This is a genomic window from Streptomyces sp. PsTaAH-124 (genome assembly GCF_000373685.1).
GTDB lineage: Bacteria > Actinomycetota > Actinomycetes > Streptomycetales > Streptomycetaceae > Streptomyces > Streptomyces andamanensis.
In genome coordinates this window covers 127,218-143,078 of record NZ_KB892162.1, presented here as the reverse complement: position 1 = coordinate 143,078, position 15,861 = coordinate 127,218, and the positions used below count along the sequence as shown (strand labels likewise).

The window sequence follows — 15,861 nt, the reverse complement described above, 5'->3', positions numbered from 1 at the left end:
GACCATGCCGAAGATCATCGATCATGACCAGCGGCGGCGCGAGATCGTCGCGGTCGCCAGGAAACTCATCGTCCAGGGCGGGTTCGAGGCCGCGACGATGAGGAGCATCGTCGCCGAGGCGGGTTTCGCCAACGGCGCGCTCAAACGCTACTTCCCCAGCAAGGACAGCATCGTCGCGGCCACCTTCCAGAGCGTGCTCGCGGAGATGAACGAACGGATGACAGAAGCGGGCGAACCGGCCCCCGACCCCGAGGAGGCACTGCGCCACGACATCGAGGCGACCCTGCCGCTCGACCGGTACCGCATCGACGGCGCCCGTGTGCTGCTCGCCCTGTGGGAGCACTCGGTGGCCAACGAGGAACTCGCCGAGCTGTACCGCGACCACCTGCGCCGGTGGCGTCGGCTGCTCGCCGCCCGCATCGCCGCGGCACGCGGCCGGGGAGAGCCGCCCGACGACCCGGCCGTGACCGCTCTCGCCGGAGAGGTCATCGGCATGACCATCGGAGCCAACGTCACCGCCCTGATGTTCCCCGACGGCGCACTCGTCCCCGAACACCGCTCCCACGTCGACCGGTTGATGCGGAACATCATCGGCGACTGACCCACGGGGGTGCGGAGCCCGCCGCGCCCCGCACCCCCGTACGCACCGCCCAGAAAAGGATCGTTCATGAATGTGCGAGGCCAGCTCTACATCGACGGGGAGTGGACGGCCGCCGCGGACGGCGCGGAGTTCACCACCCATGACCCGGCCACCGGGACGGCCCTGGGCACCTGCGCCCAGGCCGGACAGCCGGAGGTGGACGCCGCCGTCGCCGCCGCCGCGCGGGCGCTGACCGACCCCGCGTGGGCCGCGCTCACCGCGGCGGACCGCGCGAGACTGCTGTGGCGCGTCGCCGAACTCATCGAGCGCGACGCCGAGTTGCTCGCCGAGCTGGAGACCCGCGACCAGGGGCAGCCGCTCCAGGTCGCCCGCGGGGTGAGCGTCGCCGGGGCGGCCGAGCACTTCCGTTACTACGCCGGCTGGGTCACCAAGATCCAGGGCGCGGTCAGCCCGGTCTCCTTCCCCGGCACCCTGCACTTCACCCGCCGCGAACCGGTGGGCGTCTGCGCGCTCATCACCCCCTGGAACTTCCCGCTGATGATCGCCGCGTGGAAGCTGGCCCCCGCGCTGGCCTGCGGCAACACCGTCGTCCTCAAACCGGCCGAACAGACCCCGCTGACCGCCCTGCACCTGGTGCGGCTCTGCGCGGAGGCCGGACTGCCCCCGGGCACGGTCAACCTGCTCACCGGCGGTCCCGCCACCGGCCGGGCCCTCGTGGCCCACCCCGGCGTGGACAAGGTCTCCTTCACCGGCTCCACCGAGGTGGGACAGGAGATCGTCCGCGCCTCGGCGAACGACCTGAAGCGGGTCACCCTGGAACTGGGCGGCAAGGCACCCAGCATCATCGCCCGCGACGCCGACATCGACGCCGCCGTCCAGGGCAACGTCCAGGGCGCGCTGCTCAACAGCGGCCAGGTCTGCGCCGCCTACTCCCGCTTCTACGTGGACCACCGCCGCGCCCAGGAGTTCACCGAGAAGCTCGCCGCCGCCGTCGCCGCGCTGCGCCTGGGGTCCGGGATGTCCCCGGACACCCAGCTGGGGCCGCTGGTGACCGAGGAACACCTGCGGCGGGTGGACACCATGGTCAAGAAGGGCGTCGCCGCCGGCGCCGAGGTGGTCACCGGCGGCGAGCGCGCCGACGGCCCCCTGGAGCACGGCAACTTCTACCGGCCCACCGTCTTCGCCTCGGTACGCGACGACATGGCCGTGGCCCGGCAGGAGATCTTCGGTCCCGTACTGCCCGTGCTCACCTACGAGGACGAGGAGGAACTGGCGGCACGCGCCAACGACACCCGCTACGGCCTGGCCGCCGCGGTGTGGACCCGGGACCTGTCCACCGCCCACCGGCTGGCCGCGGACGTCCGCGCGGGCGCGGTGTTCGTCAACATGCCGCCGGTCCCGGACCCGGCGGCGCCCTGGGGCGGCTTCGGCTCCAGCGGCTGGGGCCGCGAGATGGGCTCCTACGCGCTGGACGTGTTCACCGAGACGAAGGGTGTGTGGATCCACCATGGCTGACACACCCGCCACCGGAGAGGAAGACCGCATGACCGACTCCACCACCGTGCACGAGAGTGTCCGGGCCGCCGTGGAAGCGTATGTCTCGGCGGTGCGCGCCGGGGACCCGCTGGCCGTACGCGAAGCCTTCAGGCCCGAGGCGTACATGTGGGGCTACCTCGGCCGGGAACTGGTCTCCGCCCCGATCGGGGCGTTCTGCCAGGTCGTCGCGGCCGACTCGGGCGAGCGCGCCTGGACCCGGACGTACACCTACGACATCCGCTCGATCGAGGTGAGCGGCGAGGTGGCGGTTGCCGTGCTCGACGAACGCGGCTACCAGGGCGAGGACTTCACCAACCACTTCTCCCTGGTCCGCGAGGACGGGCGGTGGCGGATCGCGTCGAAGACGTTCTTCCGCACGGCGGGCCCGGCGGAGTGACCCACCCCGCTCGCCCGCCACGGTCAGCGGGCGACCACCACGAGTAAGGGGTTGCCGCCGTCCGGCCCGGTCGGATAGGAAGCTCGCATGCTGAAGGGCGGCAAGGTCGGGCTGCGGGCCCGGCACGAGGACGACATACCTGTCCTGCGGACCGAGCTGTACGACGACGTGGTCAACGCCTCACGGGCCGAGGGCGGTCCGTGGCGGCCGCTGTCACCCGGCACCAAGGACCCGCGGCTCGTCGTGGACGGCACGGAGCAGAAGCACGTCCCGTTCTCCGTGATCGAACTGGACGGCGGCACCCTGGTCGGCACCGCGACGCTGTGGGGCATCGACACCCACCACCGCACCGCGCACATCGGACTCGCGCTGCTGCCCGCGTCCCGCGGCAAGGGCTACGGCACCGACGTGGTCGCGGTGCTGTGCCACTACGGGTTCGTCGTGCGCGGCCTGCACCGGCTCCAGATCGAGACCCTGGCGGACAACGACGCGATGCTGCGCGCGGCCGAGCGCAACGGCTTCGTCCGCGAGGGCGTGCTGCGCTCCTCGGCCTGGGTGATGGGCGAGTTCCTGGACGAGGTACTGCTCGGACTCCTCGCCCGGGACTGGACGGCGGCGCCCCGGCCCGCCGGACGCTGAGCGCCTTCCCCGTCCTGGCCACGGGCCGAGGCCGTGCCGTCCGGGGCCGCGCCCGCTCGCTCAGTGCTCCCCGTCCGGCTCCGCCACCGCCCCGGCGGCCCGCGGCCAGTGCGCCCGCAGACGGCGGAGGTAGGACCGCGCCATCGGGCCCGGCGGCACGCCCCGGGCGAAGGCCCGCATATTGCGTTCGCCCGCGTTGTAGCCGAGGGCGAGCAGTTCGTCGCGCCGGTAGCGGCGCGCGTACCGCTGCGGCAGGACCCGGTCGAGGTCCCTGAGATGGAGGGCCGCGGCGTGGACGGCGAAGGCGGGGTCGTCCCGGAGGTCCTGCCAGCGGCCCGTCAGCGCGTGCGCCCGCCGCACCTTCTCGAACGTCGCCCGGTGCATGTTGGCGACACCGAACGAGGCGTCGCGCTTCCACCACTGCCAGACCCGTTCGAGCAGGGGATGGTGCGGCTTGTACGCCTCGTTGTGCAGCACGGCCATCAGCAGCACCGGTGAGATGCCCGCCTGCCGTGCGCTGCGCACCACGGTGGCGGCGTAGTCGGCGGGCTCGTAGCCGCCGGGCCGCAGCGGCGGGGTGGGTACGCCGTCCTCGGGGCCGGGCCCCGTTCCCTGCTCCCGCGCCGCTCGCGGTCCCTCGCTCATCCTGTCCCGTCCTTCCTCGACCCGGCCGCCGCGGCGACCGCCGTGTGCAGGAGCACGTGCCCCCGCCCCACGGCCTCAATCCGACGGCTGCCGCCGGGCGGACGGCCGGGCGACGGTCAGCGGGTGAAGGTGAACCAGTTGACGTTGACGAACTCGACGGTGCTCTCCTCGAACGTCAGATAGACGTCGTGGACGCCGGTCACGGCCCGGGTGACGTTGGCCGGGACGGTGCGCCAGCTCTGCCAGCCGCCCGTGTCCCCGAGGCCGATCTCGGCGATCTGCGGCCCGGTGGCGCTGTCCACCCGCACCCGGATCGCGCCGCTGACACCGGCGCCCACCCCGGAGGCGACCCGGGCGAGGAACTGCGCCGGGGCGGCCGAGCCGAAGTCCAGCGACGCGTACTTCAGCCAGTCCCCGGCGGCGAGATACCCGACGTCACGGCCGCCGCCGGTGTCGGAGCACGCCTCCGTCTGCGTGCCGCTCTGCGCGCTGTAGTCCTCCGCCTGGACGGTGGAGTAGGCGCTCGTCCCGCCTCCGCCCGGCGGGGTCGTCCCGCCGCTGCCCGGTCCCAGGGTGACCGTCCAGGAGGCGGGCGCCGGGTCCTGGAGGTGCCCGTCGACCGGGGCGGAGCCGGTGGGACCGACGTCGTCGTACGGGAAGGCGTAGCCGATGCTCGCGTACCGGTGCACCAGCCGGGCGTAGTGGTTGGTGACCGACTCCGTGTAGTACTGGGCGGGGGTGACCCCGCTGGGCTGCGACGCGCCGCCGGAGACCAGCAGGCTGGAGCGGTTGAGGGCGGCGGCGAGACGGGCGGCGACGGCGGAGCGCGCGTCGGCGCCGGAGTTGTACAGCGGGCCGCTCGCGCAGCCGAAGATGTCGGCGGCGGAGGGCTTGGTGAAGGGCACCCCGTTGGTGTTGAGCCCGGCGAAGGTGAGCACGTCACCGCTGACGGTCCCGGAGTACGCGCCGATCGAGCCCTGGCCGTCCACGGTGAGGGTGTGGGTGCGGTAGTAGTCCCACACCCGGTCCAGGTACGGCCTCCAGTACGCGCCGAAGTCGACCGGCGCGTGCGAGGGCGCCAGTACGCGCAGGACCGTGCCCGCGGAGTCGGTCGCCACCAGCTGGTCCCAGGGCGCGCCGTCCGCCGCGTGCTGGTCCCGCAGCCCGGAGGCGATCGAGGCCAGGGCACCCGAGGGCAGCGCGGGCACCGACTGGTTCCCGGCGGCCCCGGTGGTGGCCATCGAGACGGGCAGGGCGACCATGTCGACGTAGCTGATGTTGGCGTACAGGTTCGCCGAGTTGTAGGTGAACTCGCAGAACGTCCAGCTGGTGGTCCAGTTGGGGTCGGTGCTGGTGAAACCGGGCTGCACCAGGCCGGGCACGCCGCCGTTGCCCCCGGGCGGGTTGACGAAGAACTGGATCCTGCGGCCGGCCGAGAACCAGACCCGGCCGCCGATCACGTAGTCGCGGAGCGTCAGCCGGGTCGGTGCCGACCCCGAGGCGCCCAGCGGGATCGCGTAGTCGGGTATCGGGGTCAGTACCGAGGACGGGCTCGGCAGCCGGTGGAAGACACCGTCCGCGGTGACGAAGCCGGGCCAGCCGGAGATGTCGGCGCCGGAGATGTAGGCGTAGACCGGCGCGGAGCCGCCCGAGTTGTTGGCGAGCGCGACGGGGAGCGCCGCGGCGAGGGCACGCGGAGCGGAGCGGGCCGCGGCGGTGCCGGCGGCCGTCAGGGGGAGGGCGGCCGCGGTGGCCGCTGCGGTGGCGAGAAGGGCACGGCGGGAGAGCACAACGGCCTCCGGGGTGGTGTGGGGGTGGTCGCCTCGGCGAGACAGGGGAGACAAAGGAGACAGGAGAGAGAAGGGGGAGTGGGAGCGGTACCACTACGGGACCACTATTGGACTGTGCCAATCGGCGGGTCAAGGGGCGTGCGGGAAAGGGGGGTTGGACGACCGGAGGTCCCGGTCCGGTTCGTCCCGTCCGTGGCTCGGGCCGCCGCGGTCCGCTCGGCACCGGGACGCCGCCCGCCGTGGCCCGGTGGCCGGGAGCCCCCCGGGAAGAACGCCGCAGGAGTCTTGGGAGACACTTTGCGAGGTACCCGGAACCCGGCGGCCGCGACGGGCCGTCTGACAGGGGAGTGAGCCCCTCGGGGCGCGAGAGTTGAGAGAGTGGGGCAGGTCATGGGACGGCGCAGGGGTGGCATACGGATCGCACTCGTCACGGGCGCGATGCTGGTGGGCGTGAGCGCCTGCGGCCACGACGGCGGCAGCGACCGGGCGGGCGGGGACGACGCGAAGGCCCCGGCGAAGCCGAGCGCGACCGCCTCGCCGTCGCCGACGAAGCCCGCGGGGCCGCCGATGCTGCTGGACACGATCATGCCGCAGTCGAAGGCCACCGTCGGTGTCGCCATGCCCGTCTCGGTGGTCTTCAGCAACCCGGTGGCGGCCAAGGCGCGGGCCACGGTCGAGAAGCACATGAAGGTGAGCGCCTCCCGGCCGGTGACCGGCGCCTGGCACTGGTTCGGCGACAAGCGCGCCGACTGGCGGCCCAAGGATTACTGGCCGTCCGGCACCGAGGTCAAGGTGGACGTCGACATGCGGGGCGTCGCCAACGGCAACGGGCGCTACGGCGTGCGCGAGTACACGCACACCTTCAAGGTCGGCGACGACGTGCGCGCCGACGTCTCGGTGCGCGGCCACACCCTGAAGGTGACCCGCAACGGCCAGGCGGTGCGCACCCTGTCCATCAACGCGGGCAGCGCCCAGTACCCGACCTGGAACGGCACCATGGCCGTCATCGACAAGGAGAAGACGGTCCACATGACCTCATGCAGCGTGGGCATCAGCTGCACCAAGGGCGCTCCCGACTACTACGACCTGACGCTGCCCTGGGACATCCACCTCACCCAGTCCGGCACCTATGTGCACTACTCGACCGGCGACCCGAACCCGGGCAGCGGCAGCGCCCGCGGCTCGCACGGCTGCGTCCACCTCTCCCTGTCCGACGCCGAGTGGTTCTACGGACAGGTCAAGCAGGGCGACCCCGTGACCATCACCGGCTCGCCCCGGGCCAAGGCGGACCCGGACAACGGCTACGCCGACTTCAACCTCGGCTGGGACCAGTGGCTCACGGGCAGCGCGTCGGGCGAGGGCACGACCGCGGCGCTGTGAGGCGCGGCTAGGACCCGTCCCGGCCAGCCGTGAGGCCGCCGACCCAGTCGTCGACGCCGAGGACCCGCGCCCACTGCGGGAACAGTCGCTCGGTGAGGACCCGGTGCACCTCGGGATCGGGGTCCAGGCACGCGTCGGCGAGGACGGTGAGGCCGAAGTCCAGGTCGTTGGCCTGGCACAGGGTGGACAGCACCACGGCGCCGGTGGCGATGCCGGTCAGCACCAGGCTGTCGATGCCGCGTGCCCGCAGCACCACGTCGAGGTCGCTGCCCGAGAAGGCGCTCGCCCGCCGCTTGGTGACCACCACCTCGCCCGGCAGGGGAGCGACCTCGGGGTGGATCTCGGTACCGGCGGCGCCCTCGACGTAGAGCCCGGCCTGCGCGATGGCGCTGAGCGCCCTGTTGTGCGTGCCGACCTCCGGGAAGCCCGGTCGCAGGGCGATGGTCACATGGATCACGGGGATGCCCGCGGTCCGAGCGCCGTCCATGGCCCTGCGCACCCGGTGCAGGAACTCGGGTCCGGCGTCGGTGAGGTCCACGACGGACCGCTGGACGTCCATCACGAGCAGGGCGCTTTTCATGGCATCTCCAGGGTCGGGGCCGGTCCGGCATCGTAGCGGGCCGGCCCCTCCCGTCCCCGCGCGGGTCCGGCGTGAGCCGCCGACGGGCGGCGGCTCACGGCCCGCAGGCGCGGACGGGGCCATGTCACCTCATCGCACCGTCCAGGTCAGGGAGTTGGACGCCGCCTGCCGGACCGCGGGGTCCCGTACGGCGCCGGTGCGGTCGCTCACCACCGCCGTGACACGGTGGGCGGAGCGACGACCGGCCAGCTCGCGCGGGGTCACCGTCATCCGCCCGGCGGCCCACGGTATCCGCTTCCCGTCGACGTACCAGTCCAGGCGCAGCCGGGCGAGACCGGTGAGCGGGGCGAGCCGCACCGTGATGTCCCGGGCGGAGGCGATCGGGCGCGCGGTGTCGAGCGGCGAGGTCAGGGCGTCGGCGTCCGCGTAGAAACCGGCGATCATCGCCTCGCGGCCCACCACGTTGAAGTCGGTCGAGGACAGGTCGCGCATGAGGGACGTCTCGGTGGGACGGTAGACGCCCGTCTCGTAGTAGCCGCCGCCCTCGTAGGTGCCCACGGCCGAGCCGGTCGGGTCCTGGGCGCCGAGCCAGCGGTGCCACTTCGCGGCGGCCGGATCGCGTCGCAGGGTCAGGTTGGCGGCGTCCGGCTCGTCGGCCGAGGGGTAGGGGCCGTATCCGGCGTACTGGTACTCGTCGGCCAAGTGCCCTATGGAATGCCCCAGTTCATGGGCGCCGATGAGGTAGGAGCGGTCGTTGTCGGACGACATCGTCGCCACGCCGTGGAAGGGCGTGCCCGGCGGCAGGTCGACGGCGGAGTAGCCCGCGCCGCCGTACTTGGCGGAGTTGGCGATGACGAAGACGATGTCCGCGGCGGGGGCCGCGGCGGCGTAGCGGGTGACGCTGTCCGGGTCGATGCACAGCAGGCGTTCCAGGCCGTCGCAGAAGAAGAAGGAGCCGAGGGCCGTGGTCCGCCTGACGTCCGCCGTCGGATCGCCGGAGACGCCGGACTCGGGGGAGGGGGTGTCGACGAGCCAGATGTTGAACAGGCCGCGGTAGCTGCGGTACGGCTCGATCCGGAAGATCTGGTCGAGCTTGTCCTCGGCGTCCGCGGTGAAGTCGTCTTTCTGGGCGGCCGTGTAGCCGTCGCCGAGCACCACGAGGTCGAGCCGGCCGGAGACCGGCCCGGTCTGCTGGAGGGCGCGCACGGTGGGCGCGGCACCGGCCGCGGGCGACGCGGTGCGGGCGTGCGGGGCTGTGGTGCCGGCGGTGTCCGTGGTCACCGTCACCTGGCGCGGGGCGGACCAGGGATCGGGGAAGTACTCGACGTTCTGGCGGTGCCCGGCGGAACCGGTCGCGGCCCCGGCCGGTGGCGGGTCCACCCCCACGACCAGCGCGGCCGCGCTCACCAGGGCGGCCACGACGGCGGCGGTCCAACGCGGATACGGCTTCCTGCGATGCGGCACGGCGACCTCACTGGAGTTCCCGATTAACCCATGAAGTAAGTGGAGTTAAAGCAGGGATTAACTTAGGGGTTCGCGCGTCGGTACGCCAGAGCCTCCGCGCCGCCGCCGTGCCCGTCGTACGCGAACCGTCCGGCCGGGGCGAGCGGTTGGGGCACTTTTCGGCCAACGGCGGTGTCCGGAGCGACCGCGCCCGCTCCGGGGGTGTCCCCCCGGACAGATGATCAATAGCCTGGGAGGAACAGCCGGTTCCTTATCTGAGGGAGCATCATGTCCACCGCGCAGCAGGTGCCCGACATCCTCTCGCCGGAGTTCGCGAAGGACCCCTATCCGGCCTACCGTGCGATGCGTGACACCGCGCCCCTCATCTGGCACGAGGCCACCCGCAGTTACATCGTCTCGCGCTACGAGGACGTCGAACGCGTCTTCAAGGACAAGAACAACGAGTTCACCACGGACAACTACAACTGGCAGATCGAGCCTGTGCACGGCACAACGATCCTCCAGCTCAGCGGGCGTGAACACGCCGTGCGCCGCGCCCTGGTCGCCCCCGCCTTCCGCGGCAGCGACCTCCAGGAGAAGTTCCTGCCCGTGATCGAGCGCAACTCCCGCGAACTGATCGACGCGTTCCGGCACACCGGGTCCGCCGACCTCGTGGGCGACTACGCCACCCGCTTCCCGGTCAACGTGATCGCCGACATGCTCGGCCTCGACAAGGCCGACCACGCGCGCTTCCACCGCTGGTACACGGCCGTCATCGCCTTCCTCGGCAACCTCTCCGGCGATCCCGAGGTGACCGCGGCGGGCGAGCGGACCCGGGTGGAGTTCGCCGAGTACATGCTGCCGATCATCCGCGCGCGCCGCGACGACCTGGGCGAGGACCTGCTGTCCACGCTGTGCGCCGCCGAGGTGGACGGCGTACGGATGAGCGACGAGGACATCAAGGCGTTCTGTAGCCTGCTGCTCGCCGCCGGCGGCGAGACCACCGACAAGGCCATCGCCAGCATCTTTGCCAACCTGCTGAGCCACCCCGACCAGCTCGCCGCCGTCCGCGCGGACCGCGCTCTGATCCCGCGGGCCTTCGCCGAGACGCTGCGCTACACCCCGCCCGTCCACATGATCATGCGGCAGTCCGCCACCGAGGTGCGGCTCAGCGGTGGCACCGTGCCCCCCGGCGCCACCGTCACCTGCCTGATAGGCGCCGCCAACCGCGACGACAACCGCTACCGCGACCCCGACCGCTTCGACATCCTGCGCGACGACCTCACCACGACGACCGCGTTCTCCGCGGCCGCCGACCACCTCGCCTTCGCGCTCGGCCGGCACTTCTGCGTCGGCGCGCTGCTGGCCAGGGCCGAGGTCGAGACCGGTGTGAACCAACTCCTCGACGCCATGCCCGACATGCGCCTGGCCGACGGCTTCGACCCGGCCGAGCAGGGTGTCTTCACCCGCGGGCCGCAGTCCCTGCCGGTGCGGTTCACCCCCGTGGGCGGCTGAGCCGCCTCCCGGCCGGAGCGGCGGGCCCGGCGGCCGCACCACGGGCCCGCACCGCACCGCCGCATGACTTACCGCACCACCGGTGTGAACGCCACCGGAAGCGACACCAGCCCCCGCATCCAGATCGACGGACGCCAGCGCAGTTCCCCGGGCTCCACCGCGAGCACCAGGTCCGGCAGTTGCTCCAGCAGCGTCTCGACGGCCGTACGCGCCATCACGTCCGCCAGCAGCGGCGCCGGATACGGGCAGCGGTGCTCGCCGTGACTGAACGACAGATGTGCGGAGTTCTCCGCACCCACATGCGACTCCGGCCAGATCTGCGGATCGGTGTTGGCCGCGGCGAGACCCAGCACCACGCAGTCGCCCGCCCGGATGTGCCGCCCGCCCAGCTGGGTGTCGCGTACGGCCCAGCGCCCGATGAAGTTCTGCGTCGGAGTGTCCAGCCACAGCGCCTCGTTGAGCGCCTCGCCCACACTGAGCCGGCCGCCCGAGACATTCACCGCGAACCGCTCGTCGGTCAGCAGCAGCCGCAGTGTGTTGCAGATCCAGTTCGCCGTCGGCTGCTGCGCGGCGGCGATCACCGAGATCAGGTCCTGGACGATCTCCTCGTCCGTCAGCTCCGCCGGATGCAGCAGCATGCGCGAGGTGACGTCCGGACCGGGATCGGCCCGCTTGTCCTTCACCAGCTGCCGCAGCCGCTCGCCCACCCGGCCGTACGCCGCCACCGGGTCGTCGCCCTCGGCCGCGTCCAGCGAGATCCGCAGGTCGTCGACGAGCTGCTGGGTGTCCGCGCCCGCGGTCGGCATCCCGCACATCTGCACCACGGCCCGCATCGGCAGCGCGTGCGCGTAGCCCGTCATCAGCTCGGCCTGCCCGCTGCCCGCGAAGCCGGCGATGAGCCGGTCGGCGATCAGGCGGCAGTCGCGGGCCAGCCCGAACTGGTCGACGCCCTCCAGCGCGTGGGTGATCACACCGGCCCGCCGCCGGTGCTCCTCGCCCTCGGTGAACAGCACCGACGGCTGGTACCCGACGAACGGCAGCAGCGGCCAGTCCGGCGGGATGTTCGCCCACTGGTTCCAGCGCCGCGAGTCGCGGGCGAACAACTCGTCGTGCCGGGTCACGTACGTGACCTCGGGATAGCCCAGCACCAGCCAGGCCGGGATGCCCCCGTCGAGCAGCACCGGCGCGACCGGCCCGTGCTCCCGGCGCAGTTCGCGGTAGAGCTGCGACGGCGTCTGCTGGTACTCGAGACCGGCCAGCGGGACCGCGTCCTCGTGGGCCGGGCAGCCCGGCGGAGCCGGACGGGCGGAAGGGGTACCGGTGTCGGTCACGGTGTCGTCTCCTGGGCCATGGCGATGTCGTAGAGGTGGTCCACGAGGGTGATGAGCACGTCCTTGCCGGACTGCCGGACCCGTGCGTCGCATTCGATCATCGGCACCCGCTCGGGCAGGGCGAGCGCCTGGCGGATCTCGTCCAGTGAGTGATGGGTGGCGTCGTCGAACCGGTTGACGGCGACCACGAACGGCGTCCGGTGGTGCTCCAGCCGGTCTATCGCGTACCAGGAGTCGTCCATCCGCCGGGTGTCCACGAGGACCACCGCGCCCAGCGTGCCCGAGAACAGCCGGTCCCACAGGAACCAGAACCGCTCCTGCCCCGGCGCGCCGAACAGGTACAGCACCATGCGCTCGCTGAGGCTGATGCGTCCGAAGTCGAACGCCACCGTGGTCGTCGTCTTCGCCGACACCGCGCCGATCTCGTCGACCCCGACACCGGCCTGCGTCATCACCTCTTCGGTGTTCAGCGGCCGGATCTCGCTCACCGAGCGGACCAGGGTCGTCTTGCCGACACCGAACCCGCCCACGACGACGATCTTCAGGCCGGTCTCCGCGGTGTCGGCCAGCGGTGTGCGGTGGGAGGGCGGCTCGGAGGTCCGAGGCGATACGGACGCGTCGGACGTCTCAGAGGTTGCGGAGCCCATGGAGCACCTCCTTGAGAAGGGCGGAATCGGGGAGCGAGGCGACGGAGGGCGCCGCGCGCGGGTGCCGGGCGGTGATCCGGCCGGTGTCGAGCAGGTCGCCGAGCAGGATCCGCACCACGGTGATCGGCAGTCTCAGCTCGGCCGCGATCTCGACCACGGCCGTCGGGTGGGCGCACAGTTCCAGGATCCGGACATGCTCCGACTGCATCCCCGCCGCCGGACGGCACTCGCTGACCACGAGCGTGACCAGGTCGAAGGAGTCGCCTGCACGGCTGCGCCCGCCCGTGACCGTGTAGAGGCGGTCGGGGTCGCCGATGTCCACGGGCCTGCGCGTCATGAGGCACCGCTCCCTCGGACGGGCTGTCGGGGCTCCGCGCGCAGATGGTCGCCGATCTGTTCGACCAGCTCCGTCATCTGATGGCCCACCACGCCCGGATCGGCGTCCTCCTGGGCGACGACGGCGAGGTGCGCGCCCTCCCCGGCCTCCACGATGAACAGCAGCCCGCCGTGGAACGCCGTCATGGAGTGGCGCACCCCGCCGCTGCCGTCGCCGAACTCCGCGGACGCGCCCTGGGCGAGCGCCTGGATGCCGGAGCAGATCGCCGACATCTGGTCGGCCTGGTCGAGGGTCAGATGCTCGGTCCAGCACAGTTTCAGGCCGTCCCGGGACAGGACCAGCGCGTGCCGGGTGCCGGGGGTGCGCTCCAGGAGGCTCTGGAGGAGCCAGGTGAGGCTGTTGTCGGTGGTCTGCATGACGGGTGTCGGGACGGTGGTGCCCGGCTGGCCGGTCACCGGCCCGTTCCTCCAATCTCATGTCTCATGAACTCGACGGGGAGGTGGGCGCCGGGAGCCCCGCGTGGGGCGCGGAAGCGGAGGGGCGGAGAAGCGGAAGAGGCGGAAGCGGGGGAAAGGGCGGAAGCGGGGGAAGGGCGGCGGGGATACGGGCCGGGCGCGCGGGGGCGCCCGCGGAGCGGGGAGGGACGTGGCCGGGGCCGGGCGCCGGGCTAGGACGCGGTCGGCGGCCGGGAACCGGGCCGGTCCTCGCCGTCCGGTCGCGTGGCGCCGCCCGCGGACTGGCGCCCGCGGTGGAAGGCACCGAATCGCGCACCCGCGTCCTGCCCCGGCGGGCGCTCGGAACGGGACTCCGGACGGCCGTCCTGCGCCGCCTGTGCCGCCTGGGACGGCGACCGGCGCTGCTCGCGCTCCCGCTCGGCCTCCGCCATGGTCCGGCCGGGGCTGCGCACCGGCAGGCCGTTCGGGGTCGCCCCGGCGGGGCGCCGGTGGCGCCCCGGCTCATGGGGGTCGGACCGGTCGGCAGGCCGCGCCGCGAGGGCGGGGCGCACCGCCGGGGCGGGGGCCTGTGGCTGCTTCGGGAGCGCGTCGAGGTCGGGAGCGGGTGCGGGCGCCGGGACGGCCGTGCGCGTGGCGGCGGTCGCGGCGCCCCCAGCGGGCGCGGCGGCGGTGACCGGCGGGCGGACCGGCTCGCGCGGCGCGGGCTCGCGCTGCTGGGCGAGGAGTTGCGGAGGCAGCAGGACGACGACACCGGTGCCGCCGCGCGAGGAGGGCCGGTAGTTGACGCTGATGCCGTACTTCAGCGCGAGCCGCCCCACCACGATGAGGCCGAGCCGGGTGCCCTGGAGCGAGGCCAGGTCGCTCATCCGGCCGGACACCGCCTCCTCGGCCCGGCGCATCGCCGCGTCCGCCATCTTCAGACCGCTGTCCTCGATGGTGACCACGAGCCCGGCGCTGCGCTCCTCGACGTAGACATGCACCTCGTCGATGGGCGGGGAGAAGTTCGCGGCGTTGTCCATCAGTTCGGCGAGCAGATGCATGACGCCCTCGGCGGCGAAGCCGGAGATCGCGGCGGTCGCGGAGCAGTGCAGGCGCACCCGGCGGTAGGCCGCGATCCGGCCCACCGCGCCGCGCAGGACGCTCTCCATCACGATCGGCTTGTTCCAGGCGCGGCTGGACCGGCCGCCCATCAGCAGCGCCAGCCGGTCGGTCAGCAGACCGAGCTGGGAGGTGTTGTGGTCCAGCTTCAGCAGGTCCCCGAACACCTCTTCGCTGTGTCGTTCCTGCATGTCCCGCAGATCGGCGAGCATGCCGACCGTCTTGGCCTGGACCCGGCTGAGCGCCTTCGCGGAGGCGGCCTGCGCCGCGGCCACGCGCCTCTCGCTGCGGGCGAGTTCACGGACGAACGACTCGGCGAGCGTGCGGACGGCGGGCAGTCGCGGCAGGTCGAGTTCGGTGAGCACCGTGTCGGCGGACTCGCCGTCCCCCAGCCGGGCGACCGCGGCCGGCAGCGTCTCCCGCGTCAGCCGCTCCAACTCGGTCATGACAGCGCCCACTTCGTGCCGGGCCTGCCGGCGCTCGCCGTCCAGGAGCGCCGTCTGCCGGGCGCCCTCCTCGACCGTGGCGGCGAACGCCTGCGCGAGCCCGCCCAACTGCGCGTCGCCCGGGGGCGGTACGTCCCGCAGCGCCTCCGCCGCGCTCGCGCCTCCCCGCACCCGGACGGCCACGGCGGGGAGCGTGACATTGACCAGGTGCGCGGTCTGAGCGGAGTGGTGCGCGAGCTGGGCCCGGAGCCTGCCCGCCTCGGTCTCCTGCGCGGCGGCCGAGCGGCGGGCCCGGCGCGCCAGCCGGGTGCCGACGAGCACGGCCACGGTCACACAGACCCAGCCGGTCACCGCCACGCCCAGGGTCCAGGCGCGGGCGCCGCCCGGTGCCAGGGCGACCGCCGCACCGGCCGCCACGGCGCTCACCGCCGTCACGGCCACGGGGACGGCCGGTGAAGTGTGCGGCTCCTTCGCCGATCGGTGCTGGCTGGGCGGTGCAGGCACTGGCATTCCGCGGTCCCTCGGTCCGTGAGTGGGGGAGAAACGGTGCGGTCCGTGGACTACGGCCGCAGGTCGTCGCGACACGCCCCAAGAGGAGGACGATCTTCCGACCGGACTCCGGTTCATGTTAGCCATCCTGACCGCAGGAGACCTTCGGTCCAGCCGTACAGTCCCTCGTCGGCCCGACTTCGTCGCGAACTCGCCGTTCCGTTTCCGTCGGCGTGATAGAGGGGGCGGCCGGATCCGGACCCGGCTGACATGCACGGACCCGGGGTTGTCCGGCTGACGCACCCTCACAATGTGCTGGGATGCGAGGTTTTCGAGGTCCCGTCCCCTCACACGGACGCCTGGTTTCCAGCCAAGCACCGTCCCGCCCATGACCGATCGCATCGTTCCCGGGCCGGACGTGGCGGCCGGTGACGCCGTCCGGCGGTTCTCCGGCATCGATGGGCAGAATATGGGAAGCGCGCCTGCCCCCCGGTTCACCATCGTGGTCCTGTGACTTCGACCCAGGAAACGA

16 protein-coding genes are annotated in these 15,861 nt (G+C 72.7%); 7 read left to right on the top strand and 9 right to left on the bottom strand.

Translation table 11 applies throughout. The features are described 5' to 3' along the window. Positions 1-4 precede the first annotated feature (4 nt). The 4 genes from B086_RS0109020 to B086_RS0109005 all read left to right on the top strand — a co-directional run bounded on the left by B086_RS0109020 (position 5) and on the right by B086_RS0109005 (position 3,173). A complete protein-coding gene (locus B086_RS0109020) occupies positions 5-601 on the top strand; it encodes a TetR/AcrR family transcriptional regulator (RefSeq protein ID WP_018566086.1) in 597 nt (198 codons plus the stop codon). Between the two features lie 66 nt (positions 602-667). Continuing rightward, positions 668-2,116: an aldehyde dehydrogenase family protein gene (locus tag B086_RS0109015; RefSeq protein WP_018566085.1), complete on the top strand. Its 1,449-nt coding sequence runs from the start codon at positions 668-670 to the stop codon at positions 2,114-2,116. A 28-nt stretch (positions 2,117-2,144) separates the two neighbouring features. Further along, on the top strand, positions 2,145-2,534 hold the full coding sequence (locus B086_RS0109010; protein ID WP_018566084.1) for a nuclear transport factor 2 family protein: 390 nt from the start codon (positions 2,145-2,147) through the stop codon (positions 2,532-2,534). A gap of 87 nt (positions 2,535-2,621) precedes the next feature. Continuing rightward, a complete protein-coding gene (locus tag B086_RS0109005; RefSeq protein ID WP_018566083.1) occupies positions 2,622-3,173 on the top strand; it encodes a GNAT family N-acetyltransferase in 552 nt (183 codons plus the stop codon). 60 nt (positions 3,174-3,233) lie between these two features. Here the strand turns inward: B086_RS0109005 and B086_RS0109000 are convergent, their stop codons facing one another. Continuing rightward, the gene (locus B086_RS0109000) at positions 3,234-3,818 is read right to left on the bottom strand and encodes a lytic transglycosylase domain-containing protein (protein WP_018566082.1); all 585 of its coding nucleotides are present in this window, start codon (positions 3,816-3,818) and stop codon (positions 3,234-3,236) included. A gap of 116 nt (positions 3,819-3,934) precedes the next feature. Continuing rightward, entirely contained in the window at positions 3,935-5,608 is a 1,674-nt protein-coding gene (locus B086_RS0108995) for a beta-1,3-glucanase family protein (RefSeq protein WP_018566081.1), read from the bottom strand. A 390-nt stretch (positions 5,609-5,998) separates the two neighbouring features. Between B086_RS0108995 and B086_RS0108990 the strand changes: the two genes are divergently transcribed. Continuing rightward, complete coding sequence (locus tag B086_RS0108990; protein ID WP_026252249.1) at positions 5,999-6,988, top strand: L,D-transpeptidase; 990 nt, start codon at positions 5,999-6,001, stop codon at positions 6,986-6,988. A 7-nt stretch (positions 6,989-6,995) separates the two neighbouring features. Here B086_RS0108990 and B086_RS0108985 read toward each other — a convergent pair whose 3' ends face one another. Then, positions 6,996-7,568, bottom strand: a complete 573-nt coding sequence (locus B086_RS0108985) for a cysteine hydrolase family protein (protein ID WP_018566079.1) — start codon at positions 7,566-7,568, stop codon at positions 6,996-6,998. Positions 7,569-7,697: 129 nt separating this feature from the next. Continuing rightward, positions 7,698-9,032 carry a M64 family metallopeptidase gene (locus B086_RS0108980; protein WP_051115795.1) on the bottom strand — a complete coding sequence of 445 codons (1,335 nt, stop codon included), beginning with the start codon at positions 9,030-9,032 and terminating at the stop codon, positions 7,698-7,700. Between the two features lie 267 nt (positions 9,033-9,299). Here B086_RS0108980 and B086_RS0108975 point away from each other — a divergent pair, with 267 nt between their 5' ends. Then, positions 9,300-10,526 carry a cytochrome P450 gene (locus B086_RS0108975; RefSeq protein WP_018566077.1) on the top strand — a complete coding sequence of 409 codons (1,227 nt, stop codon included), beginning with the start codon at positions 9,300-9,302 and terminating at the stop codon, positions 10,524-10,526. A 68-nt stretch (positions 10,527-10,594) separates the two neighbouring features. On the opposite strand, the gene B086_RS0108970 is transcribed toward B086_RS0108975, so the two are convergent. The 5 genes from B086_RS0108970 to B086_RS39625 form a co-directional block, all read right to left on the bottom strand. Then, the gene (locus B086_RS0108970; RefSeq protein WP_018566076.1) at positions 10,595-11,857 is read right to left on the bottom strand and encodes a cytochrome P450; all 1,263 of its coding nucleotides are present in this window, start codon (positions 11,855-11,857) and stop codon (positions 10,595-10,597) included. Then, entirely contained in the window at positions 11,854-12,504 is a 651-nt protein-coding gene (locus B086_RS0108965) for a GTP-binding protein (protein WP_018566075.1), read from the bottom strand. Before B086_RS0108965 ends, B086_RS0108970 begins: the two co-directional genes overlap by 4 nt. Further along, positions 12,485-12,841: a DUF742 domain-containing protein gene (locus tag B086_RS0108960; RefSeq protein WP_018566074.1), complete on the bottom strand. Its 357-nt coding sequence runs from the start codon at positions 12,839-12,841 to the stop codon at positions 12,485-12,487. The genes B086_RS0108965 and B086_RS0108960 overlap by 20 nt, the downstream gene beginning before the upstream one ends. Beyond that, entirely contained in the window at positions 12,838-13,257 is a 420-nt protein-coding gene (locus B086_RS0108955; protein ID WP_037873192.1) for a roadblock/LC7 domain-containing protein, read from the bottom strand. The genes B086_RS0108960 and B086_RS0108955 overlap by 4 nt, the downstream gene beginning before the upstream one ends. 251 nt (positions 13,258-13,508) lie before the next feature. Next, positions 13,509-15,350, bottom strand: coding sequence for a sensor histidine kinase (locus B086_RS39625; protein ID WP_051115794.1), 1,842 nt, complete (start codon positions 15,348-15,350; stop codon positions 13,509-13,511). Between the two features lie 367 nt (positions 15,351-15,717). Between B086_RS39625 and B086_RS45895 the strand changes: the two genes are divergently transcribed. Next, positions 15,718-15,843 (top strand): hypothetical protein, encoded by a 126-nt coding sequence (locus B086_RS45895; protein ID WP_018566071.1) that lies wholly within the window; start codon positions 15,718-15,720, stop codon positions 15,841-15,843. Positions 15,844-15,861: the final 18 nt, after the last annotated feature.